This window comes from Bradyrhizobium ontarionense, assembly GCF_021088345.1.
Lineage (GTDB): Bacteria > Pseudomonadota > Alphaproteobacteria > Rhizobiales > Xanthobacteraceae > Bradyrhizobium > Bradyrhizobium ontarionense.
The window spans coordinates 5,069,958-5,091,034 of the sequence record NZ_CP088156.1 but is presented as its reverse complement, the minus strand read 5'-3'; the positions used below and the strand labels follow the sequence as shown (position 1 = coordinate 5,091,034).

At 66.3% G+C, this 21,077-nt stretch carries 21 protein-coding genes; 13 read left to right on the top strand and 8 right to left on the bottom strand.

All coding sequences use genetic code 11. From position 1 onward, the window contains the following. Positions 1 to 206: 206 nt before the first annotated feature. On the top strand, positions 207 to 2,315 hold the full coding sequence (locus LQG66_RS22490) for an OmpA family protein (protein ID WP_231317859.1): 2,109 nt from the start codon (positions 207 to 209) through the stop codon (positions 2,313 to 2,315). Between the two features lie 230 nt (positions 2,316 to 2,545). On the opposite strand, the gene argG is transcribed toward LQG66_RS22490, so the two are convergent. The 5 genes from argG to LQG66_RS22465 form a co-directional block, all read right to left on the bottom strand. Next, positions 2,546 to 3,883 carry an argininosuccinate synthase gene (gene argG, locus LQG66_RS22485; RefSeq protein ID WP_231317858.1) on the bottom strand — a complete coding sequence of 446 codons (1,338 nt, stop codon included), beginning with the start codon at positions 3,881 to 3,883 and terminating at the stop codon, positions 2,546 to 2,548. Between the two features lie 102 nt (positions 3,884 to 3,985). Next, positions 3,986 to 4,771, bottom strand: a complete 786-nt coding sequence (locus LQG66_RS22480; protein WP_231317857.1) for a phosphatase PAP2 family protein — start codon at positions 4,769 to 4,771, stop codon at positions 3,986 to 3,988. Between the two features lie 46 nt (positions 4,772 to 4,817). Beyond that, positions 4,818 to 5,303: a hypothetical protein gene (locus tag LQG66_RS22475; protein WP_231317856.1), complete on the bottom strand. Its 486-nt coding sequence runs from the start codon at positions 5,301 to 5,303 to the stop codon at positions 4,818 to 4,820. A gap of 124 nt (positions 5,304 to 5,427) precedes the next feature. Next, positions 5,428 to 6,639: a dual-specificity RNA methyltransferase RlmN gene (gene rlmN, locus LQG66_RS22470; RefSeq protein ID WP_231317855.1), complete on the bottom strand. Its 1,212-nt coding sequence runs from the start codon at positions 6,637 to 6,639 to the stop codon at positions 5,428 to 5,430. Between the two features lie 124 nt (positions 6,640 to 6,763). After that, positions 6,764 to 7,387 (bottom strand): invasion associated locus B family protein, encoded by a 624-nt coding sequence (locus LQG66_RS22465; RefSeq protein WP_231317854.1) that lies wholly within the window; start codon positions 7,385 to 7,387, stop codon positions 6,764 to 6,766. Positions 7,388 to 7,663: 276 nt separating this feature from the next. On the opposite strand from LQG66_RS22465, the gene LQG66_RS22460 reads away from it, so the two are divergent. The 3 genes from LQG66_RS22460 to LQG66_RS22450 all read left to right on the top strand — a co-directional run bounded on the left by LQG66_RS22460 (position 7,664) and on the right by LQG66_RS22450 (position 11,456). Continuing rightward, positions 7,664 to 8,638, top strand: coding sequence for an NADPH:quinone oxidoreductase family protein (locus LQG66_RS22460; RefSeq protein WP_231317853.1), 975 nt, complete (start codon positions 7,664 to 7,666; stop codon positions 8,636 to 8,638). A gap of 487 nt (positions 8,639 to 9,125) precedes the next feature. Then, the gene (locus tag LQG66_RS22455; RefSeq protein WP_231327895.1) at positions 9,126 to 10,133 is read left to right on the top strand and encodes an SEL1-like repeat protein; all 1,008 of its coding nucleotides are present in this window, start codon (positions 9,126 to 9,128) and stop codon (positions 10,131 to 10,133) included. A 147-nt stretch (positions 10,134 to 10,280) separates the two neighbouring features. Next, positions 10,281 to 11,456: a TAXI family TRAP transporter solute-binding subunit gene (locus tag LQG66_RS22450; protein ID WP_231317852.1), complete on the top strand. Its 1,176-nt coding sequence runs from the start codon at positions 10,281 to 10,283 to the stop codon at positions 11,454 to 11,456. A gap of 118 nt (positions 11,457 to 11,574) precedes the next feature. Here the strand turns inward: LQG66_RS22450 and LQG66_RS22445 are convergent, their stop codons facing one another. Together LQG66_RS22445 and LQG66_RS22440 are read right to left on the bottom strand one after the other, a co-directional pair. Next, positions 11,575 to 11,976 carry a YkvA family protein gene (locus tag LQG66_RS22445; protein ID WP_231317851.1) on the bottom strand — a complete coding sequence of 134 codons (402 nt, stop codon included), beginning with the start codon at positions 11,974 to 11,976 and terminating at the stop codon, positions 11,575 to 11,577. Between the two features lie 98 nt (positions 11,977 to 12,074). Next, positions 12,075 to 12,371, bottom strand: coding sequence for a 4a-hydroxytetrahydrobiopterin dehydratase (locus LQG66_RS22440; protein WP_231327894.1), 297 nt, complete (start codon positions 12,369 to 12,371; stop codon positions 12,075 to 12,077). 386 nt (positions 12,372 to 12,757) lie between these two features. Between LQG66_RS22440 and LQG66_RS22435 the strand changes: the two genes are divergently transcribed. Together LQG66_RS22435 and LQG66_RS22430 are read left to right on the top strand one after the other, a co-directional pair. Beyond that, a complete protein-coding gene (locus tag LQG66_RS22435) occupies positions 12,758 to 14,104 on the top strand; it encodes a TAXI family TRAP transporter solute-binding subunit (RefSeq protein ID WP_231317850.1) in 1,347 nt (448 codons plus the stop codon). A 139-nt stretch (positions 14,105 to 14,243) separates the two neighbouring features. Further along, a complete protein-coding gene (locus LQG66_RS22430) occupies positions 14,244 to 15,818 on the top strand; it encodes an alkaline phosphatase D family protein (RefSeq protein WP_231317849.1) in 1,575 nt (524 codons plus the stop codon). 41 nt (positions 15,819 to 15,859) lie between these two features. Here LQG66_RS22430 and LQG66_RS22425 read toward each other — a convergent pair whose 3' ends face one another. Further along, entirely contained in the window at positions 15,860 to 16,234 is a 375-nt protein-coding gene (locus LQG66_RS22425) for a response regulator (RefSeq protein ID WP_231317848.1), read from the bottom strand. A 167-nt stretch (positions 16,235 to 16,401) separates the two neighbouring features. On the opposite strand from LQG66_RS22425, the gene LQG66_RS22420 reads away from it, so the two are divergent. The 7 genes from LQG66_RS22420 (at position 16,402) to LQG66_RS22390 (ending at position 21,013) form a co-directional block, all read left to right on the top strand. Further along, positions 16,402 to 17,163, top strand: a complete 762-nt coding sequence (locus LQG66_RS22420) for a Crp/Fnr family transcriptional regulator (RefSeq protein WP_231317847.1) — start codon at positions 16,402 to 16,404, stop codon at positions 17,161 to 17,163. A gap of 79 nt (positions 17,164 to 17,242) precedes the next feature. Continuing rightward, positions 17,243 to 17,962 (top strand): prolipoprotein diacylglyceryl transferase, encoded by a 720-nt coding sequence (locus LQG66_RS22415; RefSeq protein WP_231327893.1) that lies wholly within the window; start codon positions 17,243 to 17,245, stop codon positions 17,960 to 17,962. After that, positions 17,943 to 19,358 (top strand): radical SAM protein, encoded by a 1,416-nt coding sequence (locus tag LQG66_RS22410; protein WP_231317846.1) that lies wholly within the window; start codon positions 17,943 to 17,945, stop codon positions 19,356 to 19,358. Before LQG66_RS22415 ends, LQG66_RS22410 begins: the two co-directional genes overlap by 20 nt. After that, positions 19,355 to 19,612 carry a hypothetical protein gene (locus LQG66_RS22405; RefSeq protein ID WP_231317845.1) on the top strand — a complete coding sequence of 86 codons (258 nt, stop codon included), beginning with the start codon at positions 19,355 to 19,357 and terminating at the stop codon, positions 19,610 to 19,612. Before LQG66_RS22410 ends, LQG66_RS22405 begins: the two co-directional genes overlap by 4 nt. Beyond that, complete coding sequence (locus LQG66_RS22400) at positions 19,609 to 19,848, top strand: hypothetical protein (protein WP_231317844.1); 240 nt, start codon at positions 19,609 to 19,611, stop codon at positions 19,846 to 19,848. The genes LQG66_RS22405 and LQG66_RS22400 overlap by 4 nt, the downstream gene beginning before the upstream one ends. Before the next feature lie 147 nt (positions 19,849 to 19,995). Next, positions 19,996 to 20,286 carry a hypothetical protein gene (locus tag LQG66_RS22395; protein ID WP_231317843.1) on the top strand — a complete coding sequence of 97 codons (291 nt, stop codon included), beginning with the start codon at positions 19,996 to 19,998 and terminating at the stop codon, positions 20,284 to 20,286. A gap of 118 nt (positions 20,287 to 20,404) precedes the next feature. Continuing rightward, the gene (locus tag LQG66_RS22390) at positions 20,405 to 21,013 is read left to right on the top strand and encodes a hypothetical protein (RefSeq protein WP_231317842.1); all 609 of its coding nucleotides are present in this window, start codon (positions 20,405 to 20,407) and stop codon (positions 21,011 to 21,013) included. The last annotated feature ends 64 nt before the right edge of the window (positions 21,014 to 21,077 follow it).

Genomic DNA, 21,077 nt, shown 5'->3' with positions numbered 1-21,077 from the left:
GCTGGCCCGGCGCCGGCCCTCACGGCGTGTTGTTCGACCAAGCCTTTGAAAAGCTGGACTGAATGAAACATGAATGGCGTCTCATTCGCGGCCGATTCGGGTCGAAATAAATCCGAAGGCGGATTTGAACTGCGCCACAATCCGGCCTAACGCATACTTGTTGATCACGCCGTGCTAAAAAAGATCGTTCCGGGAAACCAACACACATGAGCAAACTTCGCGTTCTGCTGCTTGCAACGACAGCGCTGTCGGCGATGCAACTGACGAGCTCCGGATCCTACGCGCAGAGCGCGCCCATGATCGTGGCCCAAGGTCCCGGAGGGCCGGGCGGCGAGGTCGGTCCGGACGGACGGCCCAAGCAGCCGCCGCATGGCCAGCCACCAGGTCAGCCGCCGCGTCCCGGAGCGCCGCCGCCGGCCGCCCCGCCAGCTGCGCCGCCTCATCCAGCCCCGCCTCCTGCTCCACCGCCGGCCGCCGCACCGCGCCCGGCGCCGCCCCCACCTCCGGCTCCGCCGCCGGCTGCCGCGCCGCGTCCTGCTCCGGCACCGCCTCCGCCGCCTCCTCCGCGCGCCGAGCCGCCGCGTCCGGCGGCGCCGGCCCCGCGCGCAGAGCCTCCGGCGCCTCCGCCATCACGTCCCGCACCGCCGCCGCCGCCGCCGGTCGCGGCGCCACCCGTGCATTCGCCGGCACCGCCGCCGGTGGTGCCGCGCGAGCCGGTGCGACCGACGCCGGCCCCGCCAGCTGCCGCCACGCCGGCGCCACCTCCAGCGCCCGCGCGTCCGACGCCGCCGGTGCCGCCGCCTGTGGCTGCGCCCACGCCGCCGGCGCCGGGTGCCGGACCGGGCGCACGGCCCGGATTGCCGCCGCCTCCGGCTGCGACGACGCCACCGCATTCGCCGCCCCCTGCCGCCGGACCCTCTCCGCAGCCATCACCGGCGTCGCCGCCGGCTGCAGGACAGCCGCCGGCTGGTCGACCGGGTGCCGGCGGCCCGCCGCCCGGTGCTCCGCAGGGCGGACTCCCGCCGCGCGGCGCCCCGACTCCGCCATCTGGCACCATAGCGCCTGCACCGGGCACGCCCCTGGCGCCCCCAGCGGCCCAGACCCCTCCGCAGGGCACGCCGCCGGTTGCCGGCAATCCGCCGCCTGGCGGACGTCCGGGCACGCCTCCGGGCGGCCCAGGCGCACCTCCGCCAGGAGCTGGACCGGGCGCCGCCGCCGGACCGGGGGCTGGCCCTGGCGCGCCACAGGGTGGACCGCAGCCCGGCGGACCGCCGGCCATGTCCAACCGGCCGCCGCCGCAGATTACGGCGCCGCTTCCGCCACCGCCGCCGCCGTCACAGCAGCAGCTGACCCCCATTGCACCGGGCGCTGCGCTGCAGGGACCGCAGCGGATGGAGGATTTCCGTGGCCAGCGTCGTGAGGTCCAGGAAGGCGGCCGCACCGTGATCTACGAACCGGGCCGCGTTATCGTGCGTGATCCGGGCGGGCAGGAATTCGTGCGCCACGATGAGCTCGAGCGCTTCCGCTATGGCGCGCGCGATATCCGTGTCCAGCAGATGGGGGGTGGTGAGACCCGCACGGTCGTCATTCGTCCCGACGGCAGCGAGATCATCACGGTGACCGCGCCCGACGGCCGGCTGATGCGCCGTATCCGCCGTGAGGCCGGTGGCCGCGAGTTCATCATCATCGACAACGCCTACCGCGATCCGTCTGCGGTCGGCGGCTTCTACGTCGACCTGCCGCCGCCGGAGATCCGTATCCCCTATAATCGCTACATCGTCGACGCCGAGGAGGCGCCGCCGGACGTCATCTACGACACGCTGATCGCGCCGCCAGTGGAGCGCGTCCAGCGCCGCTACTCGCTCGACGAAGTCCGCTACTCGCCATCGGTGCGCCAGCTGATGCCGTCGATCGATCTCAACACCATCACCTTCGAGACCGGATCGTGGGAGATCGGGCCGGACCAGGCGGCGAAGCTGCAGGTCATCGCCGACGGCCTCAATCAGGCGATCCAGCGCAACCCGCGTGAGGTCTTCCTGATCGAAGGCCATACCGACGCGGTCGGCAATGAGACCGACAATCTGTCGCTGTCGGATCGCCGCGCCGAGTCGGCCGCCACCTTGCTCACGCAGCAGTTCGGCGTGCCCGCCGAGAACCTGACGTCGCAGGGTTACGGCGCGCAGTACCTGAAGGAGCAGACGCAGGGACCGAGCCGCATCAACCGGCGCGTCACGGTCCGCCGCATCACGCCGCTGCTCAATGGCGGCCAGGCCGCGCTACCGCCGCCGCCTCCCGGCACCGCGCCGCCGCGCTGACGCTGATAGCAAAATGAAAATGGCCGGGAGCGATCCCGGCCATTTTTGTTGTTGGTGTGATCCGACGGTCAGAGTTTGCAAGAAGGCAATGTGGATCAACAACCACGACCGTCATGCTCCGCGAAGGCGGGCATCCAGTGCGCCGGCTCTCTCGATCAACAACGGCCGTCTCTGCAATACTGGATCGTCCGCTTTCGCGGACGATGACAGCGGAGAAAGCAGCTCCGAACTCAGTCCTTGTCGTGACCGAGCTGGAAGATCTGCGCGCCGTCCGAACCCGACAGCAGCCCGGTGTCCGAATAGAGCTTCAGCTTGGTACGGGTGTCGGCGATGTCGAGGTTGCGCATCGTCAGCTGGCCGATGCGGTCGGCCGGGGTGAAGGCGGCATCCTCGACCTTCTCCATGCTCAGCCGCTCCGGCTGGTAGGTCAGGTTCGGGCTCTCGGTGTTGAGGAGCGAGTAGTCGTTGCCGCGGCGCAGCTCAAGCGTGACCTCGCCGGTCACCGCGCGGGCCACCCAGCGCTGCGCGGTCTCGCGCAGCATCAGAGCCTGCGAATCGAACCAGCGTCCCTGGTACAGCAGCCGTCCCAGGCGCATGCCGCTGATGCGGTACTGCTCGATCGTATCCTCGTTGTGGATGCCGGTGACGAGGCGCTCATAGGCGATGTGCAGCAGCGCCATGCCCGGCGCCTCGTAGATGCCGCGGCTCTTGGCCTCGATGATGCGGTTCTCGATCTGGTCGCTCATGCCGAGGCCGTGGCGGCCGCCGATCGCATTGGCTTCCAGGAACAGCGCCACCGGATCGGTGAAGGTCTGGCCGTTCAGCGCGACCGGCTGGCCCTCCTCGAAGCGGACGACGACGGTCTCGGCCTTGACCGCACAATCCTCGCGCCAGAACGGCACGCCCATGATGGGGTTGACGATGCGGATGCCGCTGTCGAGGTTCTCGAGATCCTTCGCCTCGTGCGTGGCGCCGAGCAGGTTGCTGTCGGTCGAATACGCCTTTTCGGCGCTCATCTTGTAGTCGTAGCCGTTGGCGGTCAGGAATGCCGACATCTCGGCGCGGCCGCCGAGCTCGTCGATGAACTGCTGATCGAGCCACGGCTTGTAGATCTTCAGGCCCGGATTGGTGAGCAGGCCGTAGCGGTAGAACCGCTCGATGTCGTTGCCCTTGTAGGTCGAGCCGTCGCCCCAGATGTTGACGCCGTCCTCCTTCATCGCGGCGACGAGCATCGTCCCGGTCACGGCGCGGCCGAGCGGCGTGGTGTTGAAATAGGTGATGCCGCCGGTCGAGATGTGGAAGGCGCCGGACTGGATCGCGGCGATGCCCTCGTGCACCAGCTGATTGCGGCAGTCGACCAGGCGGGCCTTCTCAGCCCCGAAGCTCAGCGCCTTGCGCGGGATCTCGTCATAGTCGGACTCGTCCGGCTGCCCGAGATTGGCGGTGTAGGCGAAGCAGCGCGCGCCCTTCTGCTTCATCCAGAGCAGCGCGGCGCTGGTGTCGAGGCCGCCGGAGAAGGCGATGCCGACTTTCTCGCCCTTGGGCAGGCTTTTCAGGATCGTGGTCATGGAGAATCCAACCGGTGGTCATGGCGGTACGATTACGAAATTCGGGCGCGAATAACAGATTTGGCCGGCTTCGGCACGCGATTAATGGCGCCGCGGCCGCGCTCAGGCCGCAGAGCCGGTATCTGCCGCGCGCCGCCGGGGACGAAACCGGCGGCGCAGGAAGCGGTAGCCGGGCCACGCGATGCGGGTCAGTCCCGCATCGATGCCAGCATCTGTCAGCCGCGTGGACGGCCAGCGATAGATGTAGCCATGCGCGAGCCAGATCACGATGAAGGTGACGAGGCCGGCGGCGGCGACGTCGGTGAAGAAATGGCCGCCGAACGCCATGCGCAGCACCGAGGTGGCGAGCCCGAACAGCGTTGCGGCGGCATAGGCGAAGGGCCGTATGACGGGCGGCGTCAGCGCCGCCGGCGCCAGCGTCCAGAACGCCGTGGCGCCCTCGCCGGAGAAGAACGAGCAGTTGCGGCCGCAGCCGCCGCGCGGATCCCACCACGGCACGAACGGCAGGTCACCGCCGAACTCGGTCACGACGACCGGGCGCGGCCGGCCCCAATAGGATTTGAAGGTGAAGTTGGTGAGCACGCCGGCCGAGAGTGACAGCGTCAGCAGCAGGAAAGCGATCGTGCGGCCGGAGATCAGGAGCGGCCGGTCGGGACGGATGAACTTCACCACCAGCGCGACGATCGGCGGCAGGGCAATGCCCCAGGCAATCCACATCGCGGCGTCGCGCGCGAAAGCGGCGTAGCCGTCGAGCTTCAGGGGAAAGCTGTGCGTATGGGAATCGTAGAACAACGCGGCCAGCTTCAGGTCGAGCTCGGGATAGACGCCGAACAGCACGCCGATGACGAGCGCGAGCGACAATGCGATGAAGAGGCCGGTCCGATTCATGGCGCGCGGTTTAGCGAAAGCGCGTGGCGATGGAAAGGCCGGCGGCTCACCGCGGTGACCCCGATGGCAGCGGCGGAGGGGGTGGCAGCCGGGAGGACGGCTCGCGCCAGCGTCCGGCATTGCGTCCGGCAACGAGCCAATAGACGAGCCCGCCGACGATGCCGGCGCCGGTCAGGATCTCCAGATGGCGGCGCACGATGCCTTCGAAGCGGAACGTCTCGGGATCGAACGGGACCAGCCCGAGATAGCAGGCCGCGCCGACCACGCCGCCGCCGATCGCATAGGCGAGCACGCTGCGAATCGAGAATGCCTCGGTGATAACAGCGATCAGGAGCGCCGGGATCAGCGCGAAACCCGAGACGAAGATGAAGCCGAAGCCGATGATCACGTCGAAAGCGCCCTGGTCGATCGGGCCGTTGCCGAGATCGGAGAATTCCGGGAACAGGATCGCGGTCACGACGATCAGCCCCGCCACGAAGCACGCGGCGAGAAACGCGAATACGATCACGATCAGCCGGCCGATCAGCGCCATGGCGAAGATATCTCCTCATCGTCATCGCGAGGAGCGTTAGCGACGAAGCAATCCAGTGCCAAGGGTCAGCTCTGGATTGCTTCGCTTCGCTCGCCATGACGGAGCATGTTGGTCGACATCGGCATCAATCCGTCATCGCCATCGCGCGCAGCGCCTGGCGCTCGCGGGCCGACAGCTTCTCGGTCTCCGACTTCAGCTGGCCGCAGGCGGCGAGAATGTCGCGACCGCGCGGCGTGCGCACCGGCGAGGAATAGCCGGCGTTGAAGACGTATTCGGAGAACTTCTCGATCTGCTCCCAGTCCGAGCATTCGTAAGCCGAACCGGGCCACGGATTGAACGGGATCAGGTTGATCTTGGCCGGAATGCCCTTGAGCAGCTTGACCAGCAGCCGGGCGTCATCGAGCGAATCGTTGACGCCCTTCAGCATCACATATTCGAAGGTGATGCGGCGCGCGTTGGACGCGCCGGGATAGTCGCGGCAGGCCTGCAGCAATTCGGCGATCGGATATTTGCGGTTGAGCGGCACCAGCTCGTTGCGCAGCTCGTCGCGCACCGCATGCAGCGAGATCGCCAGCATCACGCCGATCTCCTCGCCGGCCCGCTTGATGTTCGGCACGACGCCGGAGGTGGACAGCGTAATGCGGCGGCGGGAGATGCCGATGCCTTCATTGTCCGAGACGACGAGCAGCGCGTCGCGCACCGCATCGAAATTGTAGAGCGGCTCGCCCATGCCCATCATCACGACATTGGTGATCAGCCGGTTGCCGAGCGGCGTCTCGCGGTCGGCCCAGTCATTGAGACGGTCGCGCGCCACCATCACCTGGCCTGCGATCTCGCCGGCGGTGAGGTTGCGCACCAGCCGCTGCGTGCCGGTGTGGCAGAACGAGCAATTGAGCGTACAGCCGACCTGCGAGGAGACGCACAAGGTGCCGCGGTCGGTCTCGGGGATGTAGACGCATTCGACCTCGTGCGCCTTCTGCAGATCGTCGCCGCTCGGCAGCCGCAGCAGCCATTTGCGGGTGCCGTCGTTGGAGATCTGCTCGGCCACGACTTCGGGACGGTCGACCGTGACGTGCTCGGCCAGGGCGGTGCGTGTGTCCTTCGACACCGACGTCATCTCGTCGAACGTGCGGGCGCCGCGGAAATAGATCCAATGCCAGAGCTGCTGCACGCGCATCTTCTGCTGGTGCGCAGGTACGCCGATCTCGCCGAGCTTCGCCGCCAGCTCCGCGCGCGACAGGCCGATCAGCGAGGGTTTCGCCGGCGGCACGTAGGTTTCGAGCGGGATCTTTTCGAGGGGCGCGGAGGGTTCGCGCAGCCCGGCGGTCGGTGGCATGTCGAGGGGCCCAAAATGCTGCCCGGCCGCAGCGGCCGAAGGCTTTCAGCTGGCTTATATAACGATCCGGCCGGCAAATGCGACCCGTACGCGCAAGGGCGGCCTCGGCGCCGGGCGTCCAGCGCTAACGCCGGCACTCCTGGGCGATGCGGTCGAGCGCCTGGGCCAGCCCCTTCAGCGAGAACACGTCCGTGGTCTCGGTGCCCTTGGCGGAGACGCCCTTGACCGTGGCCTCCGGCGCCTTGCGCATGGCGTCGACCATGCGCTCCTCCTCGGCCGCGTTCTTGATCCACAGCCCGTCGCCCTGGGTATACATCGCGTACGACGCGCCGCCGACGTCCAATGCCGCCTCGAGGCCCGGCTTGATCGCGTAACCGATCATGATCGAGACCTCGTTGAACACTTTCTCGGAAGGACGGGTCGACACGAAGGCATAGGCCGGGTCGCGTGGGCGGTTCGGCGGATTGGTCTTCGAGGAGGTCGGCTTGGCCAGCGCGAAGCAGACCTTCTTGCCGGCGGGCATCGCGGTGTACGCCCCCCACCCGCCGAACTGGCCGATCAGCGTGGGTTCCGCGCCGCCGATGCTCGGGACCGCCGGTTTCGCGTCGGGCTTTGGCGCCGCTTTCGGCTGTGGCGCAGGCGCAGCCTTCGACGCCTTCGGCGCGGCACTTTGCGCCGCCGCCAACCCCGGAACTCCGACCAGCAGCACGCCGCTCGCCAGCGCTGTCAATAATCGCCCAAACAACATGTACGTTATGTTCCCCGCGACTTCGTTCCACCAATATTGTGACTGGAAAATGGCCTGGAATCGCCGCCCCGCTGCGGCGATGGATAGCGGCTAAACCCACAGCTTGCAAAGCGTGCGAACCCGCCGGCCACGCATGACCGCGAGCGGCATTGCTGACGAGGTCCGGCTTCCCGTCGCCTCCCGGCGTCATCTCTTGGCGATTGTGGCGCAGCTGCAAATCCGGCATGACGTTGCCAAAGCCGGGCCCGATCCGGCAGCAACCAACAAGGAGCGCCCATGAAAGCCGTTCTCTGCTCGCAATTCTGCCAGCCCGACGATCTCGTCTTCACCGACGTTCCCGATCCGGTGGCCGGTGCCGGCGAAGCTGTGATTGCGGTCAAGGCTGCGGCGCTCAACTTCTTCGACATCCTGATGATCCAGGGCAAGTACCAGATCAAGCCGCCGTTCCCGTTCTCGCCGGGGGCGGAGGTCGCCGGCGTGATCGAGAGCGTCGGCGACGGTGTCACCGATCTGAAGGTCGGTGATCGCGTGGTTGCGTCCTGCGGATATAACGGCGCCCGCCAGAAGATCGCGCTCCCCGCCGCCGCCATCGTCAAGATCCCCGATAATCTCGATTTCGATCGGGCCGCCGGCATCATCATCATCTACGGCACGGCGCTGCATGCGCTGGAGGACCGCGCCAGCCCGAAGCCGGGTGAGACGCTGGCCGTGCTCGGAGCCGCCGGCGGCACCGGTCTTGCCGCCTGCGAGCTCGGCAATCTGATGGGGCTGAAGGTCATCGCCTGCGCGTCCTCCGACGAGAAGCTCGCATTCGCCAGGCAGCACGGCGCGACGCTGACCTTGAACTACGCGAAGGAAGATCTGAAGGAAGGTCTGCGCCGGCTGACCGACGGCAAGGGGGCCGACATCATCTTCGATCCCGTGGGCGGTACTTACGCCGAGGCGGCGCTGCGCTCGATTGCCTGGGAAGGCCGCTTCCTGGTGATCGGCTTTGCCGCCGGCGACATCCCGAAAATGCCGCTCAACCTCGCGCTATTGAAGGGCTGCGATATCCGCGGCGTGTTCTGGGGGGCGTGGACCCGTCTGAACCCGGCAAAGAATCGCGCCAATCTCGAAAAGCTCGTGCAGTGGACCGCGGAAGGCAAGCTGTCGTCGCATGTCGACCGCACCTTCCCGCTTGCGCAGACCGCCGACGCATTGAAGGTGCTCGCCGGCCGTCAGGCGATGGGCAAGGTGATCCTGCATCCCTGACGCTTCGCTTTCCATTCATCTCATGGGATCCACCGAGCCCGGTCATCCCCTGAGCGGTCGTCCCGCCAGGATCGCCCGGGCTCGAATGCGTCAACGTGGTGGCATTGTATGGGGGTGCAACCGGCGCACACGGGCCGGTTCCAGCGCGCCCAGCTCGCTGGAACCGCAACCTGAAGCCGAAAATCCGAAAACGAGCGTGTTTTGGTTAACGCAACCAAAGCGGATTGTGGCAGGGTTAATTTGCGATGTTAGTCGTTGTTATCTCAACGTTTCTGGATTTTCCGCGGTGCGAATTCGCACGTGCGTCGTCACAATGAGATCAAAATATTTCCAGAATCATGCCGGGTCTCGTCCACTTTTAGTCGGATTCAATTAGTCAATTAGTTGTCGGCAGTGGGGTGCCTCCAGCATTCGCGACGGGTCTCGGGCTTCTGACGGGCGCGGGACCGAAAGTATGTTGCGTGAAGTGAGATGGGGAATGAAGGCCATGGCTGAGCGGACGCGCGGGCGGTTTACCGACAGAAATTCAACTAGTCCCGAATTTAGCCCTTTCCCCGGCGATCCTCCGCAGGAACGGCCATCGCACTATCGGTTCGGGAGGTCTGCCCAGGACCAAAGGTCTGCCCAGGACCAATATCCGGCCGATGAATCGATGCCGATGTTCCTCTCCGAATACGAGAGCGGCCACGAGATCGACAGCACGCATTTCGAAGATCAGTGGCCGGCGCGGGCGCGCCGCACGTCGGTCTCGTCACGCATCCTTCTCGCAGTTGTGGCCGCAGCGGGCGTTGCGGTGCTGTTCGCCCTCGTGACCTCGGATGCGACGCGCGACCTGATCGCCAGTGCCAAGGCTTCGATCATTGGCGCCACGCCGGACCCGACGGCACCACCGCAGCCGAGCGGCACACAGCTGACGGCGCGCGACATGCAGCTGAACGAGCCGGCGCGGCTGCCGCCGGAGCCGCCGGCTGCGGCGACGCCGGTGCAGACCGCCGCCGTCGCTCCGACCCGGGACGACATCGCCAACGCCTATCAGACGGCCCTTCAGAACCGCGCCACGCCGGCTCCGGCCCCGGCACCCAGCGCGGCGACGGCTCCGGCCGCACCGTCGGCGATGGCGCCGGCTTCCATCAACTCTCCGGGGGCTGGGGCGGCAATCGTGGCGCCAGGCTTGGGCGCTGTGACGGCGGCCCCGCCGCCGGCACAGGCACGCCGGCTCGATCCCGATGAGCTCGCCGGCATTATGAAACGCGCCAAGGGCCTGCTCGCCGCCGGCGACATTCCCTCCGCACGCCTTCTTCTCGAGCGCGCTGCCGAGGCGCAGGAGCCGGCTGCGGCGCTGATGCTGGCGCAGACCTATGATCCCCACGTGTTGGGAACAAAGGACATCCGCAACATCAATGCCGATCCGGCTGCGGCGCGCAATTGGTATCGCCGGGCCGCCCAGCTCGGTTCGCCCGAAGCGCAGCGCAGGCTCGACCAGTTGCAGAACTGAACCCACGCGACGGCAGTCTTGCCGGCGCGTTTCATTTTTTTGTTTTACGCATGATCATCGAGCCGTTCTCGGCAACGCCGATTGAGACTTGGCGTTGCGCGCGTTGCGGCAACGCAATCATGTGACAGCCTTGCTCGAGGGGGACACATGCGACGTCTAGTTGGAGCGGCCATCGCCGCAATGATGATAGCGTGCGGATTTTCTGCCCACGCGGAAGAAAGCGAATTTGATCCGGCCAAGGTCAGCGACAGCCTGAAGGCGATCTTCCAGTTCGGCTCGGTGCAGACCAAGCAGGCGCTCAACGCCAACACCGTGACGCTGATCACCGGCACCATCGGCGGCACCTATGTGCAGTTCGGCGCCGATCTGGCCTCGCTGCTGGACGACGGAACCAATCTGCGCGTGCTGCCGATCGTCGGTCGTGGCTCGGTGCAGAGCGTGGCCGACATCCTGTTCCTGCAGGGCGTCGATCTCGGCGTCGTCCGCGCCGACACACTCGACTATCTGGAGCGCAAGGGGTTCGCCAAGGACATCAAGAAGCAGTTCACATACGTCACCAAGCTGTACAACGAGGAGATGCAGGTGATCGCGCCGCGCGCGGTACGTAATCTGCGCGACCTCGAAGGCCGCCGGGTCAGCGTCGATCTGCCGAATGGCGGCACCTTCGTGACCGCGCTCACCGTGTTCGAACGTCTCGGGCTGCGCGCGAATTTCCTCTACATCGAGCAGCGCATCGCGATGGAGAAGCTGAAGCGGGGTGAGCTCGACGCGGTGATCGTCGTCGGCGGCAAACCCTACAAGTCGGTCTCGACCTTCGTGAATGACGGCCGCTTCCATCTCGTCAACGTCGACTACGACCGTCCGCTGCAGACCGACTATCTGCCGGCAACATTGACGGCGAAGGACTATCCGAACCTGATCGCCGAGGGCGAGAAGGTCGACACGATCGCGGTTCCGGCCGTGCTCGCGGCCTACAACTGGGCGCCGAACACCGACCGCTATCGCAAGCTCGCGACCTTCGTCGACGCCTTCTTCACCAAGTTCCCGGCGTTCCAGAACCCGCCCTTCCATCCGAAGTGGAAGGAAGTCTCTCTGTCGGCGCCGCTGGCCGGCTGGCAGCGGTTGCCTTCCGCGAGCAAATGGCTCGAGAGCCACGCGATGGAAGGGGCGCAACGTGATCGGTTCGACGACTTCCTGAAGCAGAGCAACGCCGGCAAGGGCCTGCAGAACGAGGCCGAGCGGGAAGCCCTGTTCAAGCAATATCAGGCCTGGGAGGCCGACAAGAACGGCAACGCCCGCGCGCAGGCGCGTCCCCAGCGCTGAACCATATCGTGGAGCTGCTCCCGGCAGACCCAAGAGAGTAGACCCAAGAGAAAAGCCCCGCGTCACCGCGGGGCTTTTTGTTTGTCTGCCGTTCGACGGTGGCGCGTTGCAGCTGGATTCAGCCGGCGTCCTCGACGTCCGTCTTCGGATCGAGACCGCGCGCAAGCACCGCCCGCGCCGCCGCGTGATGATCCGGCGTGATATGCGAGGCCACCATGCGGATGGCGGTGGCGAGCACTGCGGCGTCGTCGGTGAAGCCGAGAACCGGCATCACGTCGGGCACGAAGTCGAATGGCAGGATGAAATAGGCGATGGCGCCGAGCAGGGCGACCTGCACGTGTCGCGGCGTTTCCTTGTCGAAGGCGCAGTAATAGGCGGCGAGCAGATCCTCGGCGAAGGGCAGCTTGGCCATGACCCGCTTGAACTTGATCCAGAAGCGGCGGCGAATGCTGTCGCGGTCCCGCGCCAGCCGGTCGGCCGGCTCGAAGCCAACGCTATAGTCGGTCGTATCGGACGCCATGTCTGCTCTCCCCATCCCGGATGGCGCCGCTAGCGCCCTCCGCGGGTGATGTGGGGATTGCGCCTGCTGCTGCAAGACGCGTGGGTGGGCGTGGATTCTCAGGCGGCCGCCGCGATCGCATCGATCGCCCCGGCCAGCTCGATATCGCGCAGCGTCACGCCGCCGGCGTCATGCGTCGTCAGCACGATTTCGACCGTGCGATAGACGTTGCGCCATTCCGGATGATGGTCGCGCTTCTCGGCCGCCAGGGCAACCCGGGTCATGAAGCCGAACGCCTCGTTGAAGTCGCTGAACGTAAAGATGCGCGTGATGGCCTCACGGCCGTCCAGTTCCGACCAGCCCGAAAGCTCCCGCAAGGCGCTGGCGCGGGCCTCGACCGATAACCGTTCCGTCATATCAAGCCTCCATCCCGTCGATCCCTGACGCATCACCGGACGCGTTGACGCATCCGGAACTCTACGGGACAGGTTAGCCGATAGCGCTGGTGGCGTCTCGCGCCCCGGCGCGATCGAATCCTTCATCGGGATCAGCGTATTGCCACGCCGGCCGGCCCGGGGGGCTCATCCCGCCTGTCCCTCCTTCATCCACTCGGGCTCCGGTAACCATGACGCAGATGTAACCCCGGACCGACAAGAAATTTGCTACAGATTGACGTTAGCGAATAGGAACCAGACGAAGCCGCGCCGCCGGCGCCGCTTCTGAGCCGATGGAAGAGACCGGAGGACGGGACCTGGCAGACCCTCAGACCACGCCAGCGCAGCGCTCGCAGGTGCGCCCTGCCGTGTTCATCGTCATTGCCGGGATCCTTGCGATCGTCGGTGCTGTGACGGGTGCCTATTATTTCGCGATGCGCCCGGTGGTGCTGAAGATCGCGGTCGGCCCGTCCAACAGCGACGATCTCAAGGTGGTTCAGGCCCTGACCCAGGCGTTCGCGCAGTCTCATGCGTCCGTGCGGCTTCGTCCTGTTCCGACCGAGGGCGCGGCCGAAAGCGCTCAGGCGCTGGCTGCCGGCAAGGTCGATCTCGCGATCGTTCGCGGCGACCTCGATGTCCCGAAGAACGCACAGGCCGTCGCGACTCTGCGCAAGAACGTCGCTGTTCTCTGGGTGCCGCCGGCAGGCAAAGGCAAGAGCCGCAAGGGCGCCGCCAAGATCACCAAGATTTCGCAGCTGGCCGGCCACAAGGTCGGCATCATCGGGCGCACGCCGGCCAACGCGAACCTGCTGAAGGTGATTCTGCATCAGTACGGGGTCGACGCGGGCAAGGTCGAAATCGTCCAGTTCCCGATCACCGAGGCCACCGAAGCCGTCCGCAGCCAGAAGGCCGACGTCTATCTTGCGGCCGGGCCGATCAACAGCAAGATCACGGCGGACGCGATCGCAGCCGCCACCAAGGACGGCGGCACGCCGACGTTTCTGGCGATCGATTCGGCCGAAGCCATCGCGCAGAACCACCCCGAATATGAGGCGACCGAAATTCCCGCCGGCGCCTTCGGCGGCTCGCCCGATCGTCCCGAGGACGAGGTGAAGACGATCAGCTTCAACCATCACATCGTGGCGCGCAAAGGCCTGTCGGATTCGACCGTGTCCACATTCACGCATCAGCTGTTTTCGGTGCGTCAGCAATTGCTGTCGGAGTTCCCGCTGGCTGCCAAGATCGAGACCCCCGACACCGACAAGGACGCCGCGATTCCGGCGCATCCCGGCGCGGCGGCGTTCGTCGACGGCGAAGAGAAGACGTTCCTCGATCGCTACAGCGACTACATCTGGTGGGGCCTGATGGCGCTGTCGGCGACGGGCTCAGCCGGCGCCTGGTTCGCCGGCTACCTCAAGCGCGACGAACGCACCATCAACACCTCGCTGCGCGACCGGCTGCTCGAGATGATCCCGATCGCGCGCAAGAGCGATTCGACCGACGAGCTCGACCAACTGCAGGCCGAGGCCGACGAGATCCTGCGCAACACCTTGACCTGCTTCGAGGACGGCGCGATCGAGCATGCCGCGCTCACCGCTTTCAACATCGCGCTGGAGCAGTTCCACAACGCGGTCGCCGACCGCAAGCTGATCCTGATGAGCATGCCGGCGAACCTGCAGCGCACCGGCGCACAATTGCGCGCGGCCAGCACCTGACGTTGCGCCGCAGCCGATGCACGACTGTGTGGCGCGTCGCTGCGAGCGACCGGTGTAATTCAAGCGTCATCAATCTTTTCTAGGTCTGCGATGTCTTGGGCAGCGCCTGTCCGCGCGCCTATCCGACCAGGAGCTTCGCATGACCGTCCACGTCCCTCGCCCGCAGCTTCACAAGCTGTCCCGCCGCCGCTTCCTGTCGACCGCTGCCGCAGCCGGCGTCACGACGCTGTCGATGCCCTATCTCAGCCGCGCGGCCGACCGGCCGCAGCTGACGCATGGCGTCCAGTCGGGCGACGTCAGCATGGATGGCGGCGTGGTGTGGGCGCGCGCCGACCGGCCGTCGCAGATGATGGTCGAGGTTGCCACCACCGAATCGTTCAAGGACGCGCGCAGCCTGCCTCCGATCGCGGCGCTGCCTGAGAGCGACTTCACCGCCAAGATGCTGGTCGACAATCTGCCGAGCGGCCAGGACATCTTCTACCGCGTCAAATTCCGCGACCTCTCGCACACGGCCGTCGAAAGCGAGTCCATCGTCGGCCGCTTCCGTACCGCGCCTGGCAACAAGCGCGACGTCTCGTTCGTCTGGGGCGGCGATGTCGCGGGGCAGGGCTGGGGCATCAACCCCGACGACGGCGGCATGTTCACCTTCGCCACGATGAAGAAGCACCGGCCGGACTTCTTCCTCCATTCCGGCGATACCATCTACGCCGACGGCCCGATCCTGTCCGAGGTGAAACTGCCGGACAACAAGGTGTGGAAGAACCTGACCGTGCAGGAGAAGGCCAAGGTCGCCGAGACGCTGGACGAATTCCGTGCCGCGCATAAGTACAATTTCCTCGACGAGAATGTGCGCGGCTTCAATGCCGAGGTGCCGATCTTCGTGCAGTGGGACGACCACGAGGTGACCAACAACTGGTCGGCCTCCAAGGATCTGCCGGCGGCCTACAAGGAGCGCAACATCGAGCTGCTCGCGGCGCGTGCGGCGCGCGCCTTCCACGAGATGTACCCGATGCGCGAGAGCATCAATGAGCCGGGCCGGGTCTATCGCACCATCAACTACGGTCCGCATCTCGACGTGTTCGTGCTGGACGAGCGCAGCTATCGCGGCGCCAACGGCGCCAATCTGGAGACCAGCTACGGCCCGTCGTCCTACTTCATCGGACCGGACCAGATGCGCTGGCTGAAGCGCGAGCTGTTGAACTCGCGCGCGACCTGGAAGGTGATCGCCTCCGACATGCCGCTGAGCCTGATCGTCTATGATGATGCAGCAAATAAGAAGGGTTCGGAAGCGATCGCGCAGGGTGACGGTCCGGCGCGCGGCCGCGAGCTCGAGATCGCCGAGATCCTGCGCTTCATCAAGACCGCACCGATCCAGAACACGGTGTGGCTCACGGCCGACGTGCACTACGCGGCCGCGCACTACTACGATCCGAACAAGGCCCAATTCCAGGATTTCGAGCCGTTCTGGGAGTTCGTCTCGGGCCCGCTGCACGCCGGCACGTTCGGCCCGAACGAGCTCGACAACACCTTCGGCCCCGAAGTGCGTTTCATCAAGGCGCCCGGCCTCGACAAGCAGAACCTGCCGCCCTCGGCCGGGATGCAGTTCTTCGGTCATGTCAAGATCGACGGCCCAACGGGACAGATGACGGTGACCCTGCGCGATCGCGCCGACGTCGCGCTGTGGTCGACCACGCTGGACCCGAAACTGGCCTGAAGTCTGCTCGCTCCGAAGGCGAGCAAGTGCGGCGACGGCGCCTAATCGCGTCGTTGCAGCACTGCCTCCAATGCGTCCGTCGGGCACGGCTTCGGCAGCCGTGGCCGGTCGGAAAATGCGGCCGGTACGCGGTCTGCGCCGTAGCCGGTCGAAAAGGCGAAGGGAATGCCGAGCGTCGTCAGGCGTTCGGCGATCGCGAAGCTCTTTTCGCGCACCAGGCCGACATCGAGCAGCGCGAATTCCGGCGCGCGCTCGGCGATCATCGCGAGCGCGGTCGCGACATTGGAGGCGACCCGGACAGCGGCAATGCCGAGGTCGGCGATGGTGTCTTCGAGGCCGAGCGCTATGATCGGGTCGTCTTCAACGACCAGCACGTCCTGATACAGCTCGGGCACGCGGGGTTGCGAGCAGGTCATGGGATTTGCGGGGTTCCAGGGTGAAGGACGGCTCCGCAGCCCGCGCCTCCTATCGAGCACGCCGGCGGGTTCCTGGAACGGAAACCAGCATATCAGAGTTCCTGTGTCGGTGCACTTGTGAACACAGAGGGCACGTATCACGCACATGCGTAGCGCGGGGGTGACAAATGCTGAGCCAAGGTGTCACGACGCTCGCCCGGGAGCGGCCCTACAACAACCTGTTGCGGCGGCTGAGCCCGGCCGACTACGCGCTGATCGCCCCATATCTGTCCGCGGACGAGGCGGCGCCGAACGATCTGATCTACAGTCCGGGAGATGACGTGCAGATCGTACATTTTCCCTGCGGGCCGGCGCTCGCGTCCTATCTCGTTCCCAATGAGGACGGCCGCGACGTCGAGACCATCCTGGTCGGCCGCGAGGGCGCGGTCGGCGGCATCGTCAGCGAAGGCTTTCTGCCGGCCTATACCCGGATCGTGGTCAAGTTCGGCGGCCCGTTTGCAAGGCTGCCGTTGTCCCGTCTGGCAGCCGCCAAGCTGCAATCGAAGACGTTGCGCAACGTGTTCGCGCGCTATGCCGATTGCATGCTGGCGCAGATGTTCCAGTCCACGGCCTGCAATGCCATCCACTCGATCGACCAGCGCACGGCGAAATGGATCGTCGCGGCGATGGAGCGCACCGATGGGGACGACGTCGTGCCGCTCACCCATGAGCAACTCGCGACGCTGCTCGGTGTCGGCCGCAGCTACGTCAGCCGCGTGATCCAGAGCTTCCGGGCGGACGGCATCCTCGAGACCCGGCGCGGCGCCTTCGTGGTGCGAGACTTCGACGCGCTCAAGCGCCGGTCATGTCTGTGCAACGAGGCGGTGAAGACTCATTTCGAGGAAGTCCTGCGCGGTGTCTATCCGGCCGACGAGGCCGCGACCGGCTGAGCGGCTCCCGCACCCGGACGGCATTGCCTTCCATGGGCCGAACTTGTCATAGTCCGACAACGATCGGACGATGGGGTTCATGGGCGGGGCTGCGCTTCACGCAATCTTCGATGTTGCCGCGTGGCTCACCGCCGGCGCTGCCGGCTGGTGGCTGTCGCGTCTCCAGGGGCTGCGCTTTCCCGGACAGGCGACCGAATGGCCGTATGTCGCGGCGCTGGTATTCGGCGCCGGGATCGGCGCGTACCTGTTCGGTAGCCTGAACCTGTGGTTCTCCGGCCTGGCTGGCGTGGCCCGCTCGGTCGAAGGCGCGCTAGCGGGCGGCATCATCGCGGTCGAGCTGTACAAATGGCGTCACGGCATTGCGGTGCGCACCGGCGCGCGCTTTGCGCTGCCGATGGCGGTCGGCATCGCCGTTGGCCGCATCGGCTGCTATGCCGCGGGGCTCGACGACTTCACCTATGGCACGCCGACGGCGTTGCCCTGGGGCCATGATTTCGGCGACCGCATCCTGCGCCATCCGGTGCAGCTCTATGAGAGCCTCGCGATGGCGATATTCGCAGCCTTCTATGTCGCCGCCGTGCTGCGCCGGAACGCGACCGTGATCGCCAATGGCTTCTATCTCGCACTGCTCGTCTATGGGCTGCAGCGCTTCGCCTGGGAATTCCTCAAGCCCTATGGGCCGGTGATCGGCCCGTTCACGCTGTTTCATCTGCTGTCGCTCGCCATCGCGGCTTACGCCATGGCCATGCTGGCGACGGCGCCACGAGCAAAGGTTCTGCATGAACGCGCCGCTGCGTAAGTCACGTCCCTACGTGTTCTGGGGGCAGACCCAATCGCTCTGCGAGACCTGCCTCGCGCTGGTGCCGACCAAGATCCAGATCCTCGACAACGAGGTCTGGTACGAGAAGCGCTGCCCGGATCACGGCGTGCAGTCGACGCTGGTCTCCGACGATGCCGCCTATTGGCGTCGCTGCAAGGACTTCATCAAGCCCGGCGACACGCCGCTCAGCTTCCAGCGCCGCACCGAGTATGGCTGCCCCTATGATTGCGGCCTGTGCCCCGACCACGAGCAGCATTCCTGCCTGGCGCTGATCGAGATCACCGATCACTGCAACCTGACCTGCCCGGTGTGCTTCGCGGAGTCCTCGCCGCAGCGGGCGCATTTCACCCCGCTCGCCACCGTCGAGCGGATGCTGGACGCGCTGGTGAGAAGCGAGGGCGAGCCGGACCTGGTGCAGATCTCCGGCGGCGAGCCGACGCTGCATCCTGACTTCTTCGACATCCTCGCCGCGGTGCGGGCGCGTCCGATCCGCCATGTCATGATCAACACCAACGGCCTGCGCATCGCCCGCGAGCCGGACTTCGTGGCAAGGCTGGCCGAAAACAAGCGTGGCCTCGAGGTTTACCTGCAGTTCGATTCATTGTCGCGCGCCGGGCTCACCAATCTGCGCGGCGCTGACCTGCGCCGCATCCGCCAGCAGGCGCTGGAGAATCTGGAGCGCGAGGGCATCTCGACGACGCTGGTCGCGACCATCAAGCGCGGCGTCAATGACGACGAGATCGGCGACATCGTCCGCCACGCGCTCGAATGGAAATGCGTCCGCGGGGTGACGCTGCAGCCGGTGCAGGACGCCGGCCGCAACGCGGATTTCAACAAGGACACCGACCGCATCATGCTGTCGGAGATCCGCCGCCGCGTCGTCGAGACCGGCGTGTTCGGCGACACCGACATGATCCCGCTGCCCTGCAATCCCGAAAGCATCTCGATCGGCTATGGCCTGCGCAACGGCACCACGGTGCTGCCGCTGACCTCGATGGTGCCGCAGGAAGAGCTCTTGTCGGTGATGCCGAACACGATCAGCCCGGAAAAATATCCGGTGCTGCGCGAAAAATTCGTCGAGCTGTTCTCGCTGTCGTCCGGCGCGCTCAACACCGGCCAGCGCGTTGCCGAATTCCTGTGCTGCCTGCCGACCGTCGAGGTGCCCGACGATCTCGGCTATGAGCACGTCTTCCGCGTCACCATCGTGCAGTTTCTCGACCGCTTCAATTTCTGCATCGGCAACGTCAAGCGTTCCTGCATCCATTTCGTCACCGAGCGCGGCGAGATCATCCCGTTCGACACCTACAACCTGTTCTACCGCAACGGCGCCATCGACGGCATCAGGGCGCGACTGGCGAAAGGCGGCCGATCATGAGCGAGCCGGAGCAGAAATTGCCGGTCTGGCCGCCGGCTCGCGGTCCAGGCTCGCCGGAGGCCGGCAATGGCTGCCTCACTGCCTTTCTGATCGTCTTCGGCATCATCCTGCTGCTCCCCGGCGTGCTGTGCGTCATCGCCGATCCGCGCGGCGCGCTGCCGTTGACCGGACTGGCCTTCGTTATCGCAGGCGGCGGCCTCCTGATGATCATTGCCGCCGTCGGCAGGATGAAACGCCGGAAGCCACCGCAATGACGACACCCGACGCGCCCCCTCCCGCGACACCCCCGGAGCAGCGCAGTGGCTGCCTGGCGGCGTTTCTGTTCGTGGCCGGCGTGATCCTGCTGCTGCCCGGCGCCTGCGCCGTGGTCTTCGGCTATCTCGGGTTGCAGGAGAAAAGCTGGCCGGACGCGTTGACGGCGTGGGTCGTCGCCGGCCTGGCGATCGGCGCCGGCGGGATCTGGCTGATCATGACAGCGTGGCGTCGTTGACGGACGCTGCATGACGGTGACCCTCGCGGCTTCGTCCCAACCGCTCTTCGATCCGTTGACGGGCCCGGATTGGGACTGGCGGCGGCCGGCCTTGTCGTGATGTTGTTCGCCATCCATCGCATGGGTCCAACGCGGCCATGAACGATCATGAATGATCCAGACGATCGTCGTCCGATCCTGTCGCCCTTCCTGCAGGAGCTGCCCCGGGTTCGGCAGCCGGTCAGCCTGCTGGCGACCGTTCTGGCGGTGCTTGGCGGTCTCGCCCTGCTGTTTCCCGTCGGCTGCGTATTCGCTATGTTCCGCTCCGACATCGTCGCCGGCGGCCTGTCGGGCCCGGGATTGATTCTGGTCGGTTTGCCATTCCCGGCCTCATGCAGATCGCGTTGGCGCTCTACCGCCGGTGGCGCTGAGCCGAGGCATCGCGATGTCGCCGAATGAGTCAGGCCAGAATGACGCTGAACGCGCGCGCCCGCCGCTGCCACGGGAGCGCTGGAAAGGGCCGCCCGGGGGCGCGCCGGATCCGGTCGCAGCGGCGTCGGGTGGCGGCGGTTGTCTGATGTCCATCATCCAGCTCGCCGGCCTTGCGATGATCTGCTGGGGCCTTTACGCGACCGTCCAGGCCGCCATTGCCGACGGATGGACGATGGGAGGCTATCTGGGCTTCTTCCTCGCAGGCCTGTCCGCCGCGACCGCGGGCGCCGTCCTGATCCGGCGTGGGCGGCGCAACGGCGGGGGACCGCCCACCGCGACGGTTTCGCCGGCGAACGGCTGGCCGACAACCGTCACGTCGGTCGCGGCAGTCGCGCTGCTGCTGCCGGGCCTCTGGTCGCTGGTGCTCGGCTGCATTGCCCTGGCGACCTACAACGACATCGACGACCAGGGCGTGGTGATCGCAGGCTTCCTGCTCGGCGCGGCCGGAATTGGCGCGAGGTTGCGGCTGCGTCGGCGGCTCCCTGGCATTGTCGGCCTGACGGTTATGGCCGGGCTGATGCTGCTCATTCCCGGCACCTACGTCGTTCTCTATGGGCTGAGCCGGATCGTCTGGTTCAACGATGTACTGTCTCCGCCCTTCCTTGCGGGACTTCTGGCCAGCACGGTCGGGGCCATCGTGCTGGGCACGGCCCGGCCCCGTCGGCGCGCCGATGAAACCGCTTCCGAGTCCTGAAACCAGTCATTGTTTTTTGGCATTTTCTGCCTATATTGCGCCGCAACGCGTGAGGTTTGCCCGG

Bases quoted from the DNA above. Each gene is read 5' to 3' on its own strand.
- LQG66_RS22400 (WP_231317844.1), top strand. From the start codon at position 19,609: ATGACGACACCCGACGCGCCCCCTCCCGCGACACCCCCGGAGCAGCGC.
- argG (WP_231317858.1), bottom strand. From the start codon at position 3,883: ATGACCACGATCCTGAAAAGCCTGCCCAAGGGCGAGAAAGTCGGCATC.
- LQG66_RS22410 (WP_231317846.1), top strand. From the start codon at position 17,943: ATGAACGCGCCGCTGCGTAAGTCACGTCCCTACGTGTTCTGGGGGCAG.
- LQG66_RS22480 (WP_231317857.1), bottom strand. From the start codon at position 4,771: ATGAATCGGACCGGCCTCTTCATCGCATTGTCGCTCGCGCTCGTCATC.
- LQG66_RS22440 (WP_231327894.1), bottom strand. From the start codon at position 12,371: ATGACGGAACGGTTATCGGTCGAGGCCCGCGCCAGCGCCTTGCGGGAG.
- LQG66_RS22490 (WP_231317859.1), top strand. From the start codon at position 207: ATGAGCAAACTTCGCGTTCTGCTGCTTGCAACGACAGCGCTGTCGGCG.
- LQG66_RS22465 (WP_231317854.1), bottom strand. From the start codon at position 7,387: ATGTTGTTTGGGCGATTATTGACAGCGCTGGCGAGCGGCGTGCTGCTG.
- LQG66_RS22450 (WP_231317852.1), top strand. From the start codon at position 10,281: ATGCGACGTCTAGTTGGAGCGGCCATCGCCGCAATGATGATAGCGTGC.
- rlmN (WP_231317855.1), bottom strand. From the start codon at position 6,639: ATGCCACCGACCGCCGGGCTGCGCGAACCCTCCGCGCCCCTCGAAAAG.
- LQG66_RS22460 (WP_231317853.1), top strand. From the start codon at position 7,664: ATGAAAGCCGTTCTCTGCTCGCAATTCTGCCAGCCCGACGATCTCGTC.
- LQG66_RS22395 (WP_231317843.1), top strand. From the start codon at position 19,996: ATGAATGATCCAGACGATCGTCGTCCGATCCTGTCGCCCTTCCTGCAG.
- LQG66_RS22405 (WP_231317845.1), top strand. From the start codon at position 19,355: ATGAGCGAGCCGGAGCAGAAATTGCCGGTCTGGCCGCCGGCTCGCGGT.
- LQG66_RS22390 (WP_231317842.1), top strand. From the start codon at position 20,405: ATGTCCATCATCCAGCTCGCCGGCCTTGCGATGATCTGCTGGGGCCTT.
- LQG66_RS22420 (WP_231317847.1), top strand. From the start codon at position 16,402: ATGCTGAGCCAAGGTGTCACGACGCTCGCCCGGGAGCGGCCCTACAAC.
- LQG66_RS22425 (WP_231317848.1), bottom strand. From the start codon at position 16,234: ATGACCTGCTCGCAACCCCGCGTGCCCGAGCTGTATCAGGACGTGCTG.
- LQG66_RS22415 (WP_231327893.1), top strand. From the start codon at position 17,243: ATGGGCGGGGCTGCGCTTCACGCAATCTTCGATGTTGCCGCGTGGCTC.
- LQG66_RS22445 (WP_231317851.1), bottom strand. From the start codon at position 11,976: ATGGCGTCCGATACGACCGACTATAGCGTTGGCTTCGAGCCGGCCGAC.
- LQG66_RS22475 (WP_231317856.1), bottom strand. From the start codon at position 5,303: ATGGCGCTGATCGGCCGGCTGATCGTGATCGTATTCGCGTTTCTCGCC.
- LQG66_RS22430 (WP_231317849.1), top strand. From the start codon at position 14,244: ATGACCGTCCACGTCCCTCGCCCGCAGCTTCACAAGCTGTCCCGCCGC.
- LQG66_RS22455 (WP_231327895.1), top strand. From the start codon at position 9,126: ATGGCTGAGCGGACGCGCGGGCGGTTTACCGACAGAAATTCAACTAGT.